We start from the raw sequence: 13398 nt of genomic DNA, 5'->3' as shown, positions 1-13398 counted from the left end.
CGGGAAGGCTCAGAGCGCGTGGTTTGTGGGGTTGCGGTATCTAGGGGCATTCAGGTCTACGCACTTTTGTACCAATTTATTCGGGGTTTTGCTGTGAACCAGCCTCATTCACGTGAGTAACGCCGAAAAAAATGGCAAGGAATACAAGCAAGGAACAAGGCCGATGTGGCGGTGAGCTACCCCGTCGATACCAGCCTCATAAAAAGGATGTCCTAGTTTACCAAGAGCGCTGGATGTTCGCCTGTTCATAGGCAAGTGAGGGGCGCGGAAAGCGTGAGTGAACGAGGTGAAAATTCTTTGTCCGTCTTTTCGGGGCGATGGTTTTAACGGTTTCCTACAGATGTGGGATCAGATTTTCCCTCTAGCCTGTAGTCCATTTCTGAATCACCCTTTCCGCGCCCTTGAGCCATTGCGATGGAAAACTGAGCTCCCTAGTCTCGCTGGGCCGCTGCAAAAAACAGCGGCCGGGTCTGCAAGCCCGAACTTGGTTTTGGCCTCAACTATCACCTGCGAAAACCCTCCACAGAGGATCAGCATTGGCCCTGGCAATGAAACCCGCTAATGTGTCGCCCCCCAGCAAGGAAAGCCGCGACCCCAGGGAGTATTCGATGTCGCTTTTACACCAGGCCAGCCTGCCATTTGGCCTGCGCAGTGGCAGCAACTTCACGCCTGCCCATTCACTGAAACCGTTGCTGGACGGCATCTCGGAGCTTCAGGTGCCTGGCCCGGAAGCGGTCTGGGCCATTGGCGAGGCCGACCTCGGCCAATCGGTGCGCCTGTTGCGTTTCTACCTGGACAACGAAGACTACTGGTTGCAGGTGCTGATGAACGGCGCCGTACCGGGCGATATCGTGCTGTTCGGCTACCACAGCGCAGTACCCGTCCATGACCAGGCGCACCTGCAACGCCTGACCGGCAGCGTGCCCAAGGCCGGAATGCCGATCTTCGAGCACGAAGGCAGTTTGTACTCCCGGCAATGGGGCCGCGAAGCGGGGCTCGCCGAATGGGTTGCGCTATGCGAAGCGGTTACCAGCCCCGAGGCACGCTACCGCATCCAGCACCGGTCCATGCTGTATGCCCGTGACACCGGTTTGCCAGGCCGGCGCGAATTTCTGCTGCTCTCGGTCGAAGAAGATGAGCACGGAGCGCTTACCTACACCACCTCGCTGGGTATCACCCTGTTCCCCACGGACTTTCACGTAACCTGACAAGGATCTCCCATGCTCGACGCTTTGCGCCTGTCCCTCAACGCCTCGGCGGTGACGGGCTTCATCCTCTATATCAGTGTGGCCCTGCTGATGTTCTGGCTGTTCCAGTTCATCTATACCCGCCTCACGCCGCACCGCGAGTTCGCCCTGATCCGCGAAAACAACCCGGCGGCCGCTATTGCGCTGGGTGGTTCGCTGATCGGGTTTTCGCTGCCGGCCAGCAACATCATCGCCTACAGCGTCAGCATTCTCGATTTTGTCGCCTGGGTGGTGATCGCAGCTGTGGTGCAGTTGATTGCCTTCGGCCTCACCAGCCTGGTGCTGCGTGGCCTGTCACGGCGCATCGCCCAGGGCGAGATGGCAGCTGCCATCTACGCCGCCAGCGTGGCGATCAGCGTCGGCTTTCTGAACTCGGCCTGCATGACGCCTTCGGCCTGAGCGGGAGGATGCCAATGAAATCGCCGATGAAACGTAGCTCCTTCAAGCTGGTACTGGCCGGTTCGTTACCACTGGCGCTGACGGCCTGTGGTCCGCAGGAACAACTGTATACGGTCAGCCAAAAGGTCAATTACGACACCGTCGCTGCCTGTGTAGATGACAGAGTGCCGAACGCTATCTGCACCGATGCCTACCAGCAGGCGCAGAGCGACTATCAACGCCAGGCGCCAACGTTCGCGTTCCAGAGCGAGTGTGAGGCGCAGTTCGGTGCAGGCAATTGCCAGGCCACCGTCGGTGGGCGATACATGCCGCTCATGAATGGGTTCGAGTTGGAAAGTGCCGCTGAGGTGACCCAGTCACAACTTGACGCTGGCTACGCTCAGGGCGGGGGCTATGGGCATGTCGCCAGCGCAGCGGTGGCCGGTATCCTGCTCGGGCAGGTGGTCAGCAACAGCGACCGTCGTTTTCGCGCACAGCCTTTGTATGCCAACCGCAGTGGAACGCGCCTTGGGCCGCACAATGGGGCCTTGGGTGGAATCCAGCGAGCCAGGGAGGATGAACAAAACAGCAGTGGAGGTTCGTCCGGCGGTGGCGGCGGTGGCGGCAGATGGAGCCGCAAGGAATCTCATCCAGCCTCGTCGGCATCGATCACCCGTGGTGGTTTTGGCAGCCAGGCCACAGCCCGTAGCGGCTGGGGTGGCAAGTCCGGCAGCTTTTTCGGGGGGTGAGCATGCGCAAGGTCGAGCTGGCAGAGCGCCCCGACTGGCGCGCGACTGCCGAGCGTGAGGGGTTCGCCTTCCACACCATCGATGGCGAGCGTTACTGGGACGAGCGCGGTTACTACCAATTCAGCGAAGCCCAGGTGGTGCGCGACCTGCAAGCTCCGACCGAAGCGCTGCACGCCATGTGCCTGGAGGCGGTCGGGCGCATTGTCGACAGCGAAGCGCTGATGGCCCGCCTGGCCATCCCGCCGGCCTTCTTCGACCTGGTGCGCAGGTCTTGGAAGCAGGCACAGCCCCACCTGTACGGGCGCTTCGACTTCAGTTACGACGGCAATGGCCCGGCGAAACTCATCGAAGCCAATTACGATACGCCAACCTCACTTTACGAGGCGGCCGCTTTCCAGCTGATCTGGCTGGAGGAGCAGATAGCGCGTGGGCTGCTGCCTGCACACGCCAGCCAGTTCAATACCCTGGCTGAAGACCTGGTGCAGGCGTTTGCCGCTATGCCGGGGCAGGGCGCGTTCTATTTTTCGACCATCTCAGGCTCGCTGGAAGACCGTGGCACCACGGATTTCCTGCGCAGGATGGCCGAGCATGCGGGTGTTCGCACACGGCATATCGACCTGGAAGACATCGGCCTGCACGACAACGGCCGGTTCGTCGACCTGCAGGGCCAGCCCATCCAGCGCCTGTTCAAGCTGCATGCCTGGGAGCATATCTTCCGGGAGGACTTCGGCCAGGCGATCACCGGCTGCGACACGCAGTTCGTCGAGCCGCCGTGGAAGGCACTGATCTCCAACAAAGGCATCCTGCCGTTGTTGTGGGAGTGGTTCGAGGGGCATCCGAACCTGCTGCCGGCCTTCGTCGACGACAACCCGCAGGCCCCGGTGCCCAAAGGCTGGGTGCGCAAGCCGTACTTCTCCCGTGAGGGCGCCAACGTGGATATCCGCACCGAGGATGGCCGGCGGGTTTTTGAAGACGGGCCTTATGACGATGCGCCCTATATTCTGCAGGCTTTTGCACCTTTGCCGAAGTTCGCTGACAGTTACACGCTGATTGGTTCGTGGGTGATTGGCGACAAGGCCTCGGGGCTTGGCATTCGTGAAGATGATTCGCTGATCACCAAGGACAGCTCGCGCTTCTTGCCGCATGTGGTATTGGGCTGACCGGCCCTCTGGTCGGTTTCAGGATGCGCCTGGTCGTTCGCGTGCATCCCTTCGGCGCCACAAGTGCCATGCTTGTGGAATGCCCCTGAGCCCAGTGCGCGCAGACGCACGGCCACCGGCAAGGAGGCCACCGACAACCACGCGACCGTGACGTGGGCGGTGTGCCGCAGCAGAACACGCCGGTCACCTGCCCACTACAACAACAGGCGGGGGCCGTGATGCCGAGGTCCGCTGTATGCCTGATCAATTGCCCCACCTGCCCGTGATCCACAGTATCCTGAGTCGCCACCAGGACACCCCCGGCGCGCTCTTGCCGATCCTGCATGCCGTGCAGGAAAGCATTGGTTTCATCCCCGATGCCGCCGTCGCTGACATTGCCCATGCCCTCAACCTCAGCCTGGCCGAGGTGCGCGGGGTAATCAGCTTCTACCACGATTTCCGCACCGCGCCGCCGGCCCGCCATACCCTGCGCCTGTGCCGCGCCGAGTCGTGCCAGAGCCGTGGCAGTGAAGCCCTGGCCGCGCAGCTGCGCGAACAGTTGGCACTGGACGACCATGGCACCAGCGCCGATGGCGCCATCAGCCTGCGCCCGGTGTACTGTCTGGGCGCGTGCGCCTGCTCGCCGGCACTTGAGCTCGATGGCCAGGTGCATGCGCGCCTGACCCCTGAGCGCCTGCGCTCGCTGGTCAACGGTTGCCTGGAGGACACAGCATGCTGAAGCTGTTCATCCCCTGCGACTCGGTGGCCCGCGCCGTGGGCGCAGATCAGGTTGTCGAGGCGTTGCAGCGCGAGGCCGAGCAGCGCCAGTTGGCGCTGGACATCCAGCGCACCAGTTCGCGTGGCCTGTATTGGCTCGAACCACTGGTAGAGTGCGAGCGCGCTGGAGGGCGGCAAGGCTTCGGCCCGGTCACCCCTGAGGATGTGCCTGCGCTGCTCGATGCATTGGCGGCAGAACCCGGCAGCCATCCATTGGCGCTCGGGCCGGTGGAAGCGCTCCCTTACCTCAAGACCCAGCAACGTCTGCTGTTCGCCCGCGCCGGTATCACCCGGCCATTGTCGCTGGAGGACTACCGCGCCCACGGCGGCTTTGCCGGCCTTGCGCAAGCCGTTGCGCTGGGCGGCGCCGAAGTGGTCGCCGCCGTGCTCGATTCCGGCCTGCGCGGCCGCGGCGGCGCAGCGTTCCCGGCAGGTATCAAATGGCGCACCGTGCGTGACGCCGGGGCAGGGCAGAAGTATGTGGTGTGCAACGCCGACGAAGGCGATTCGGGTACCTTCGCCGACCGCATGCTGATGGAAGGGGACCCCTTCTTGCTGATCGAAGGCATGATCATCGCCGGCCTCGCGGTGGGTGCCGACAAGGGCTATATCTACGTGCGCTCGGAGTACCCCGACGCCATCCGCGTGCTCGATGAGGCCGTCGTCATCGCCCGCGACGCCGGTTATCTGGGTTTCGACGTGGTCGGTAGCGGTCAGGCCTTCGACCTGGAAGTACGCGTGGGTGCGGGTGCTTATATCTGCGGTGAGGAAACCGCGCTGCTCGAATCCATCGAGGGCAAGCGCGGCATCGTCCGTGCCAAGCCGCCGCTACCGGCCCTGCAGGGCCTGTTCGGCCTGCCGACGCTGGTGCACAACGTGCTCACGCTGGCCTCGGTGCCGACCATCCTGGCCAAGGGCGCAGCGTTCTACCGCGACTTCGGCATGGGCCGTTCGCTGGGCACCATGCCATTTCAGCTGGCCGGCAACATCCGCCATGGCGGCCTGGTAGAACGTGCCTTCGGCCTGACCCTGCGCGAGCTGGTGGAAGGCTACGGGGGCGGCACCGCCAGCGGCCGTCCGCTCAAGGCTGCCCAGGTCGGTGGCCCGCTGGGTGCCTGGGTGCCGCCCAGTCACTTCGACACGCCACTGGACTACGAGGCCTTCGCTGCCATGGGCGCGATGCTGGGCCACGGCGGCGTGGTGGTGGCTGACGACACCCTGAACATGGCCAGCATGGCGCGTTTCGCCCTGCAGTTCTGCGCCGAAGAGTCCTGCGGCAAGTGCACGCCTTGCCGCATCGGTTCTATCCGCGGCATGGAGGTGGTCGACCGCTTGATCGCCAGCAGCGACCTCACCGAGCGCCATGACCAGGCCCTGCTGCTGCGCGACCTGTGCGACACGATGCAATACGGCTCGCTATGCGCCATGGGCGGCATGACCGCCTACCCGGTGGCCAGCGCCCTGAAGTACTTCCCGGCCGATTTCGGGCTGACCACCACGGAGGCCGCGCAGTGATCAATTACTTCGACCCCGAGACCGATCTGGGCACCCCTGAACGCTACGGCGATGTGCAGATCAGCCTGAACATCGACGGGCGCAGCGTGAGCGTGCCGGCGGGCACCTCAGTGATGCGCGCCGCCGCCCTGCTGGGTACCAGCATCCCCAAGCTGTGCGCCACCGACAGCCTGGAGGCCTTTGGCTCCTGCCGCATGTGCATGGTCGAAATCGACGGCATGCGCGGATACCCGGCGTCCTGCACCACGCCTGTCAGCGAAGGCATGGTGGTGCGCACGCAGACGCCACGCCTGGCCGACCTGCGTCGCAATGTCATGGAGCTGTACATTTCCGACCACCCGCTCGACTGCCTGACCTGCTCGGCCAATGGCAACTGCGAACTGCAGACGGTCGCCGGCCAGGTCGGCCTGCGCGAGGTGCGCTACGGCTACGACGGCGCCAATCACCTGGCTGAGCAGAAGGACGTGTCCAACCCGTACTTCGATTACGAGCCCAGCAAGTGCATCGTCTGCAGCCGCTGCGTGCGTGCCTGTGAGGACATCCAGGGCACCTTCGCCCTGACCATCACCGGGCGCGGCTTCGAGTCGCGGGTGGCGGCAGCCGGTGGTGACAACTTCCTCACCTCCGAATGCGTGTCGTGCGGCGCCTGCGTGCAGGCCTGCCCTACGGCTACCCTGACCGAAAAAAGCCTGGTGCAGAGCGGCCAGCCGGAACGAGCGGTGATCACCACCTGCGCCTACTGCGGCGTGGGCTGCTCGTTCCGTGCGGAAATGAAGGGTGACCAGTTGGTACGCATGGTCCCGGACAAGAACGGCGGCGCCAACCACGGCCATGCCTGCGTCAAGGGCCGCTTCGCCTGGGGCTATGCCACCCACCCTGATCGCATCACCAGACCGATGATCCGTAAGCATGTGGATGACCCGTGGCAGGAAGTCAGCTGGGACGAGGCCGTCACCTACGCGGCCAGCGAGTTCCGGCGCATCCAGCTCAAGTACGGGCGCGACTCCATCGGTGGCATCACCTCCAGCCGTTGCACCAACGAAGAAGCCTACCTGGTGCAAAAGTTGGTGCGCACGGCGTTTGGCAACAATAACGTCGACACCTGCGCGCGGGTTTGCCATTCGCCCACCGGCTATGGCCTCAAACAGACCCTCGGCGAGTCGGCGGGTACCCAGAGTTTCGATTCGGTGATGCAGGCCGACGTGATCCTGGTGATCGGTGCCAACCCTACCGATGCCCACCCGGTGTTCGGCTCGCAGCTCAAACGCCGCCTGCGCCAAGGGGCGCGGCTGATCGTCATCGACCCGCGGCGCATCGACCTGGTGGATTCGCCCCACGCCCGTGCCGAGCTGCACTTGCAACTGCGCCCTGGCACCAACGTGGCCATGCTCAACGCCTTGGCCCATGTGATCGTTAGCGAGGGGCTGCTGGCCCAGCGCTTCATTGACGAGCGCTGCGAGAGCGAGGCCTTCGCCCGCTGGCGCGACTTCGTCAGCCTCGCGCAAAACGCCCCTGAAGTGCAGGGCCCCGTGTGCGGCGTGCCCGCCGAGCAGATCCGCGCCGCCGCCCGCCTGTATGCCACAGGCGGCAACGCGGCGATCTACTACGGTTTGGGCGTGACTGAACACAGCCAGGGCAGCACGGCGGTGATGGGCATCGCCAACCTGGCCATGGCCACCGGCAATATTGGCCGCGAAGGGGTAGGGGTAAACCCCCTGCGTGGGCAGAACAACGTGCAGGGCTCGTGCGACATGGGGTCGTTCCCGCATGAGTTGCCAGGCTACCGGCATATCTCCAACGAGACCGTGCGTGCCGAGTTCGAGCAGGCCTGGGGTGTGACTCTGCAGCCCGACCCGGGCCTGCGCATCCCCAACATGTTCGAAGCGGCGCTGGACGGCAGCTTCAAGGCGCTGTACTGCCAGGGTGAGGACATCGCCCAGAGCGACCCCAACACCCAGCACGTCACTGCCGCGCTGCGGGCCATGGAATGCGTGGTGGTGCAGGACATCTTCCTCAACGAGACGGCCAAGTTCGCCCATGTGTTCTTGCCGGGTAGCTCGTTCCTGGAAAAGGACGGCACCTTCACCAACGCCGAGCGCCGTATTTCGCGGGTACGCAAGGTGATGCAGCCGCTGGCCGGCAAGGCTGACTGGGAGGCCACCGTGGCCTTGGCCAATGCCCTGGGCTACCCGATGAGCTACCGCCACCCGTCCGAGATCATGGACGAAATCGCCCGCCTGACACCAACCTTTCACCGCGTCAGCTACGCCGAACTCGACCGCCATGGCAGCCTGCAGTGGCCGTGCAACGACGCAGCGCCCGACGGCACGCCGACCATGCACATCGATCAGTTCGTGCGGGGCAAAGGGCGCTTCATGCTCACCGGCTATGTGCCCACCGACGAGAAGGTCAACAGCCGCTACCCACTGCTGCTGACCACCGGGCGCATTCTCAGCCAGTACAACGTCGGTGCCCAGACCCGGCGCACCGCGAACGTCGCCTGGCATGCTGCCGACTGCCTGGAGCTGCACCCCACCGACGCCGAAAGCCGCGGCATCCATGACGGCGACTGGGTCGGCATCGGCAGCCGCGCCGGGCAGACGGTCCTGCGTGCCAAGGTGAGTGAGCGCGTGGCGCCGGGGGTGGTGTACACCACCTTCCACTTCCCCGAGTCTGGCGCCAACGTGATCACTACCGACAATTCCGACTGGGCCACCAACTGCCCGGAGTACAAGGTCACGGCGGTGGAGGTGGTCAAGGTGTTCCACCCGTCGCAGTGGCAAAAGCGCTACCAGGACTTCAGCGATGAACAGCGGCGCCTGCTCAAGGAGCGCCGCACGGCCGACAAGCCCGAGCAGGCCGAGGTACGCCGATGAGCATCGAAAACCTGGTCAAGATGGCCAACCAGATTGCCCATTACTTCGACAGCGAGCCTGATCATGCGTTGGCGGTGAAAGGGGTGCAGCAGCATTTGCAGAACTTCTGGACCCCGGCGATGCGCAGGCAGTTGGGGGAATGGGCCCAGGCCCATGCAGGGGAGGGTTTGGACCCCAAGGTGGTGGAGGCCTTGGCTTAGCGTTTGTCTGCGCTGCCCCCGTCGCCAGCAAGCGGTGGGACTCCTGGACTGCCCTCGAATCGAGTGCAATTCCTGTGGGGCCGGCTTGCCGGCGATAGGGGCGGTGCCGACAAAATGAAATGTCCGTCATGAATGCCTGACCAAAGCCGGCGCAATGCTACGCTCGCGTAAACACTCGTCACGGATACCCACCATGGACATGAACTGGCACCAGGCCCTGCAAGAGAGCCTGAGCTGGCTTGCAATCGCTTCGTTCATCACCCTGATCGGCTTCACTGCCGCCGCTGCGCTGGCTGTGCGCTACACGCGCTGGGGTAGCCAGTTCTGGCAGCTTGCCGGGCCCTATTTCTCCTTCAGGCGCAGCTGGCGACCGCTGCTGGTGTTTGCCGCACTGCTGGTGCTGACCCTGTTTTCGGTACGCATGAACGTGCTGTTCTCGTTCTGGTACAACGGCTTCTACAGCGCCCTGCAGGCCCTCGACCAAACCGCCTTCTGGTACTTGCTGGGCGTGTTCGCGGTATTGGCCACCCTTCATGTGCTGCGTTCGCTGTTCACCTTCTACGTGACCGAGGCCTTCAGCATCCGCTGGCGGGTCTGGCTGACCGAGCGCCTGACCAACGACTGGCTCCACGGTGACGCCTATTACCGCGGCCAGTTCCTCGCCGAGCCTGTAGACAACCCCGACCAGCGTATCGAACTGGACGTCAACGCCTTCGTCACCAACTCGGTAACCCTGGCGCTGGGCGCGGTCAGCGCGCTGGTGTCGCTGGTGGCGTTCACCGCCATCCTTTGGGGGCTGTCGGCGCCGCTGGCGGTAGCAGGTGTGGAAATCCCCCGGGCCATGGTGTTTGCCGTGTATGTGTATGTGCTGATCGCCACCTGGATCGCCTTCCGCCTCGGGCAGCCGTTGATCCGCCTGAACTTCCTCAACGAAAAACTCACCGCCAACTTCCGTTATGCGCTGATGCGCCTGCGTGAAAACGCTGAGAACATCGCGTTCTACCAGGGCGCGCAAGTGGAGCGGGGGACCTTGCTGGGCCGCTTCGGGGCATTGATCGTCAATGTCTGGGCACTGGTGTTCCGCAACCTGAAGTTCAGCGGTTTCAACCTGGGCGTCAGCCAGGTTGCGGTGGTGTTCCCGTTCATCCTCCAGGCGCCGCGCTTCTTCAGTGGCGCGATCAAGCTGGGCGATGTCATGCAGACCTCCCAAGCGTTTGGCCAGGTGCAGGATGCGTTGTCGTTCTTCCGTGAGTCCTACGACACCTTTGCCCAGTACCGCGCCACGCTCGACCGTCTGACCGGGTTTCTCGATGCCAACCAGCAGGCCAGCACCTTGCCGCGGGTCAGCACCCAGGAACAGGCGCAGGCCCTGGATATCTCGGGTTTGCAGGTGATGCGCCCCGACGGCCACGCGTTGATCGCCGACCTCGACTTGCGCCTGCAGGCCGGCCAGGCGCTGCTGATCAAGGGCCCGTCGGGCAGTGGCAAGACCACCTTGTTGCGCGCCCTGGCAGGGCTGTGGCCTTACGCCGAGGGTGAGGTCAGGCGGCCCACCGGCACCGAGGCGCTGTTCCTCTCGCAGCGCCCGTACCTGCCCCTGGGGGACCTGCGAACCGCCATCGCCTACCCGGCTGACAGCAAGCCAGAGGACGAGGCGCGCATGCAGCAGGCGCTGCGCCAGGTCAACCTGGCCCACCTGGCTGAGCGGCTGGCGGTCAGTTGCGACTGGTCGCATATCCTCTCGGTCGGTGAGCAGCAGCGGCTGGCGTTTGCCCGGGTGCTGTTCAACCGGCCGCAGGTGGTGTTCCTCGACGAGTCCACCTCGGCGATGGATGAAGGCTTGGAGCATGCGTTGTATTCGCTGCTGCGCAATGAAATGCCGCAAACCTTGCTGGTGAGTGTCGGCCATCGCAGCACGTTGGCCGGGTTCCATACCCACCGGCTGGAAGTGGACGGGCAGGGTGGTTGGTCGCTGCTGGAGCAAAAGCCGGAGGTAGCGTTGCAGGTCTAGGAGGCCTGTACCCTGTTCAGGGCTGCATCACGATCAACTGCGCGCCTTCATTACGGACATTCCCCACGGCCTCGCCCACCGCAAACCATTCAAAGGCTTCTACCGGCAGGCACCGCTCCCGTGCCAACCGCTCGGCCTGATCGGCAGGCACTTCCAGGTCGATCCACGCCCGCGCATCCGCCGGCCCCAGTACCAGTGGCCGACGGTCATGGATATCGACCATTCCTGCATCACTCGCTGCGGTAATGATCACGAACCCATCCCCTTCGTTCGGCTCCAGCCCAGAACGTACCTGAGCCAGCGCGGCCATGAACATCGGTGCCTGGCTTTTCAGGCGGATGAAGTAGGGTTGCTTGCGCCTGGGGTCGTGCGGGTCGCTCACCCATTCGTACCAGCCGTCTGCCATGACCAGGGCTCGCCCTTGAGGCCAGAGTGCCTTGAAGAACTTGCCCGTGGTCACGGTTTCCACCCGTGCGTTGATCGGCGCGGGCCTCGGGCCCTTGGCCCAGAACGGTGCCCAACCCCAATGGCAGGGGTCGATGCGCAGGCCATTGGCGGCGTTGTGCAACACCAACACGCGGCTGCCAGGGGCCACGTTGTAACGGCCAATGGGCACGTTGTCGTAACCGCTGATCACGTCCTGCTCGGCGTTCAGCTCACGCAGGTAATCGGCCAGCCCCTGATACTGGGCGAAGCGTCCGCACATGGCGTGTACCCCCATTTGTCGAAATGTCTTATGCCGAATTTGACCTGCCACCCACTACAGCGTTTACTGTATATACATACAGTTTGACTTCAAGGCTGTCACATGACGTCCATTTTGGGTCCGGTCACCTGCGCCAGCACCGTGCTGGCGCGTTATCTGTTTCGTGTGCCAGCGGGTTTCCCGTCGCCGGCTGCCGATCACATGGAGCAACCCATCTCGCTGGACGAGTTGTTCAATTTGCGTGCGCCGCACATGTATCTGGTGAGGATAGACGGCGACAGCATGCAGGGCGCCGGCATCTTCGACGGTGACCTGGTGCTGGTCGACCGTTCGATCGAGGCGCGCCATGGCCATATCGTCATTGCTGCGGTCAATGGCGAGCCGCTGTGCAAACGGCTGCACCGTGTCGGCAGCCAGGTGGCGCTGCGCTCGGAAAACCCGCGGTTTGCGCCACGATACATTCTGGAGGGTGACGAACTGACGATTTGGGGCGTAGTGACCTTCAGTGTCCGCAGCCACGATGTGAAATAGCCCCGATGAAGCCTGCTCCCGTTTTCGCCCTGATCGACTGCAACAGTTTCTATGCCAGTTGCGAGCGCGTGTTCCGCCCCGACTTGCTGCGCACGCCCATCGTCGTGTTGAGCAACAACGACGGCTGCATCATCGCCCGCAGTGCCGAGGCCAAGGCGTTGGTGAAGATGGGCCAGCCGTTTTACCAGGTCAAGGACCTGCTGCGTCAGCACGGGGTGGTGGCGTTTTCGTCCAACTACGCGCTGTACGGCGACATGAGCCAGCGGGTAATGACGGTGATCGAGGGTATGGTCCCGGCAGTGGAGGTGTATTCCATCGACGAAGCCTTCGCCGACCTGGCAGGTGTGCCGGGCGATCTCGACTACCTGGGCCGCCGCATTCGCGAGCGAGTGCTCAAGTACACCGGCATCCCCGTGGGGGTCGGCATCGCCGGTACCAAAACCCTGGCCAAGCTGGCCAACCATGCGGCCAAGCGCTGGGCTGTGCAGAGCGGCGGGGTGGTCGACCTGCGCGACCCGCTACGGTGTGAGCGGGTGCTCAAGAGGTGCGACGTGTCCCAGGTGTGGGGCATCGGCAAACGCCTCACAGCGCACCTGCAGGGCATGGGCATCCGCACGGCCTGGGACCTGTCCCGCGCCGACCCCGGGCTTTTGCGCAAGACCTTCAGCGTGGTGGTGGAAAAGACCGCCCGCGAACTGGCCGGTACGCCTTGCCTGCAACTGCAGGACGTCGACCCGCCGCGCCAGGAAATCTGCTGCAGCCGGATGTTCGGCACGCGCCTGACCGAGCTGGCGCCGATCAAGGAGGCCGTGGCCACTTACGTGATGCGCGCCAGCGAGAAGCTGCGCCAGCAACGCTCGCTGGCGTGCAGGATGCGGGTGAGCATCCGCACCGGCATGTTCAACCCCGACGAAGCCCGCTATGCCAATGGCGTAGTGGTGCAACTGCCATACCCCACCGATGACGTGCGCTTGCTCACGCGCATGGCGCTGGAGGCGCTGGAGCGCGTGTATCGCCCAGGGTTTCGCTACAGCAAGGCGGAGGTTTTGCTGCTGGAGCTTTGCCAACGCGGGGAGGTCACCGGCGACCTGTTCGCGCCGTCACAGACCGCTCAGGCAGAGCGGGTAATGGGCGTGATCGATGGCGTCAACGCGCGTTGGGGCCGAGGCACCCTGCGCAGCGCGGCGGTGCCGGCGGCGGCGGATTGGGCCATGCGGCGGGAGTTGATGAGTGCCGGGTATACGACCCAGATGCGTGGGTTGTGGCGGG

At 64.1% G+C, this 13398-nt stretch carries 12 protein-coding genes; 11 read left to right on the top strand and 1 reads right to left on the bottom strand.

All coding sequences use genetic code 11. The features are described 5' to 3' along the window. The first annotated feature begins 608 nt into the window (after nucleotides 1–608). The 9 genes from BLX42_RS08650 (at nucleotide 609) to BLX42_RS08610 (ending at nucleotide 10892) form a co-directional block, all read left to right on the top strand. Nucleotides 609–1208 carry a DUF2491 family protein gene (locus tag BLX42_RS08650; RefSeq protein WP_161871571.1) on the top strand — a complete coding sequence of 200 codons (600 nt, stop codon included), beginning with the start codon at nucleotides 609–611 and terminating at the stop codon, nucleotides 1206–1208. 12 nt (nucleotides 1209–1220) lie between these two features. Next, nucleotides 1221–1646 carry a DUF350 domain-containing protein gene (locus tag BLX42_RS08645; protein ID WP_115275394.1) on the top strand — a complete coding sequence of 142 codons (426 nt, stop codon included), beginning with the start codon at nucleotides 1221–1223 and terminating at the stop codon, nucleotides 1644–1646. A gap of 26 nt (nucleotides 1647–1672) precedes the next feature. Beyond that, a complete protein-coding gene (locus tag BLX42_RS08640) occupies nucleotides 1673–2374 on the top strand; it encodes a DUF1190 domain-containing protein (RefSeq protein ID WP_177011126.1) in 702 nt (233 codons plus the stop codon). Nucleotides 2375–2376: 2 nt separating this feature from the next. After that, nucleotides 2377–3534, top strand: a complete 1158-nt coding sequence (locus BLX42_RS08635; protein WP_161871570.1) for a glutathionylspermidine synthase family protein — start codon at nucleotides 2377–2379, stop codon at nucleotides 3532–3534. Between the two features lie 235 nt (nucleotides 3535–3769). Next, complete coding sequence (locus tag BLX42_RS08630; RefSeq protein WP_046787901.1) at nucleotides 3770–4252, top strand: formate dehydrogenase subunit gamma; 483 nt, start codon at nucleotides 3770–3772, stop codon at nucleotides 4250–4252. Next, nucleotides 4246–5805, top strand: a complete 1560-nt coding sequence (locus tag BLX42_RS08625) for an NADH-quinone oxidoreductase subunit NuoF (RefSeq protein WP_161871569.1) — start codon at nucleotides 4246–4248, stop codon at nucleotides 5803–5805. The genes BLX42_RS08630 and BLX42_RS08625 overlap by 7 nt, the downstream gene beginning before the upstream one ends. Then, the gene (gene fdhF / locus BLX42_RS08620; RefSeq protein ID WP_161871568.1) at nucleotides 5802–8681 is read left to right on the top strand and encodes a formate dehydrogenase subunit alpha; all 2880 of its coding nucleotides are present in this window, start codon (nucleotides 5802–5804) and stop codon (nucleotides 8679–8681) included. The genes BLX42_RS08625 and fdhF overlap by 4 nt, the downstream gene beginning before the upstream one ends. Beyond that, nucleotides 8678–8881 carry a formate dehydrogenase subunit delta gene (locus BLX42_RS08615; RefSeq protein WP_046787904.1) on the top strand — a complete coding sequence of 68 codons (204 nt, stop codon included), beginning with the start codon at nucleotides 8678–8680 and terminating at the stop codon, nucleotides 8879–8881. Before fdhF ends, BLX42_RS08615 begins: the two co-directional genes overlap by 4 nt. Nucleotides 8882–9074: 193 nt before the next feature. Continuing rightward, nucleotides 9075–10892, top strand: a complete 1818-nt coding sequence (locus BLX42_RS08610) for an ABC transporter ATP-binding protein/permease (protein WP_115275389.1) — start codon at nucleotides 9075–9077, stop codon at nucleotides 10890–10892. Nucleotides 10893–10908: 16 nt separating this feature from the next. Here the strand turns inward: BLX42_RS08610 and BLX42_RS08605 are convergent, their stop codons facing one another. Then, nucleotides 10909–11598, bottom strand: a complete 690-nt coding sequence (locus BLX42_RS08605; RefSeq protein WP_046787905.1) for an SOS response-associated peptidase family protein — start codon at nucleotides 11596–11598, stop codon at nucleotides 10909–10911. 102 nt (nucleotides 11599–11700) lie between these two features. Here BLX42_RS08605 and BLX42_RS08600 point away from each other — a divergent pair, with 102 nt between their 5' ends. Continuing rightward, nucleotides 11701–12129 carry a LexA family transcriptional regulator gene (locus BLX42_RS08600; protein WP_046787906.1) on the top strand — a complete coding sequence of 143 codons (429 nt, stop codon included), beginning with the start codon at nucleotides 11701–11703 and terminating at the stop codon, nucleotides 12127–12129. A gap of 5 nt (nucleotides 12130–12134) precedes the next feature. Then, nucleotides 12135–13398 (top strand): Y-family DNA polymerase (umuC, locus tag BLX42_RS08595; protein WP_161871567.1); only part of this gene is annotated, 1264 nt, incomplete at its 3' end.

This window comes from Pseudomonas sp. SG-MS2 (genome assembly GCF_009933855.1).
GTDB lineage: Bacteria > Pseudomonadota > Gammaproteobacteria > Pseudomonadales > Pseudomonadaceae > Aquipseudomonas > Aquipseudomonas putida_E.
This window is presented reverse-complemented; position numbering and strand designations above follow the sequence as displayed.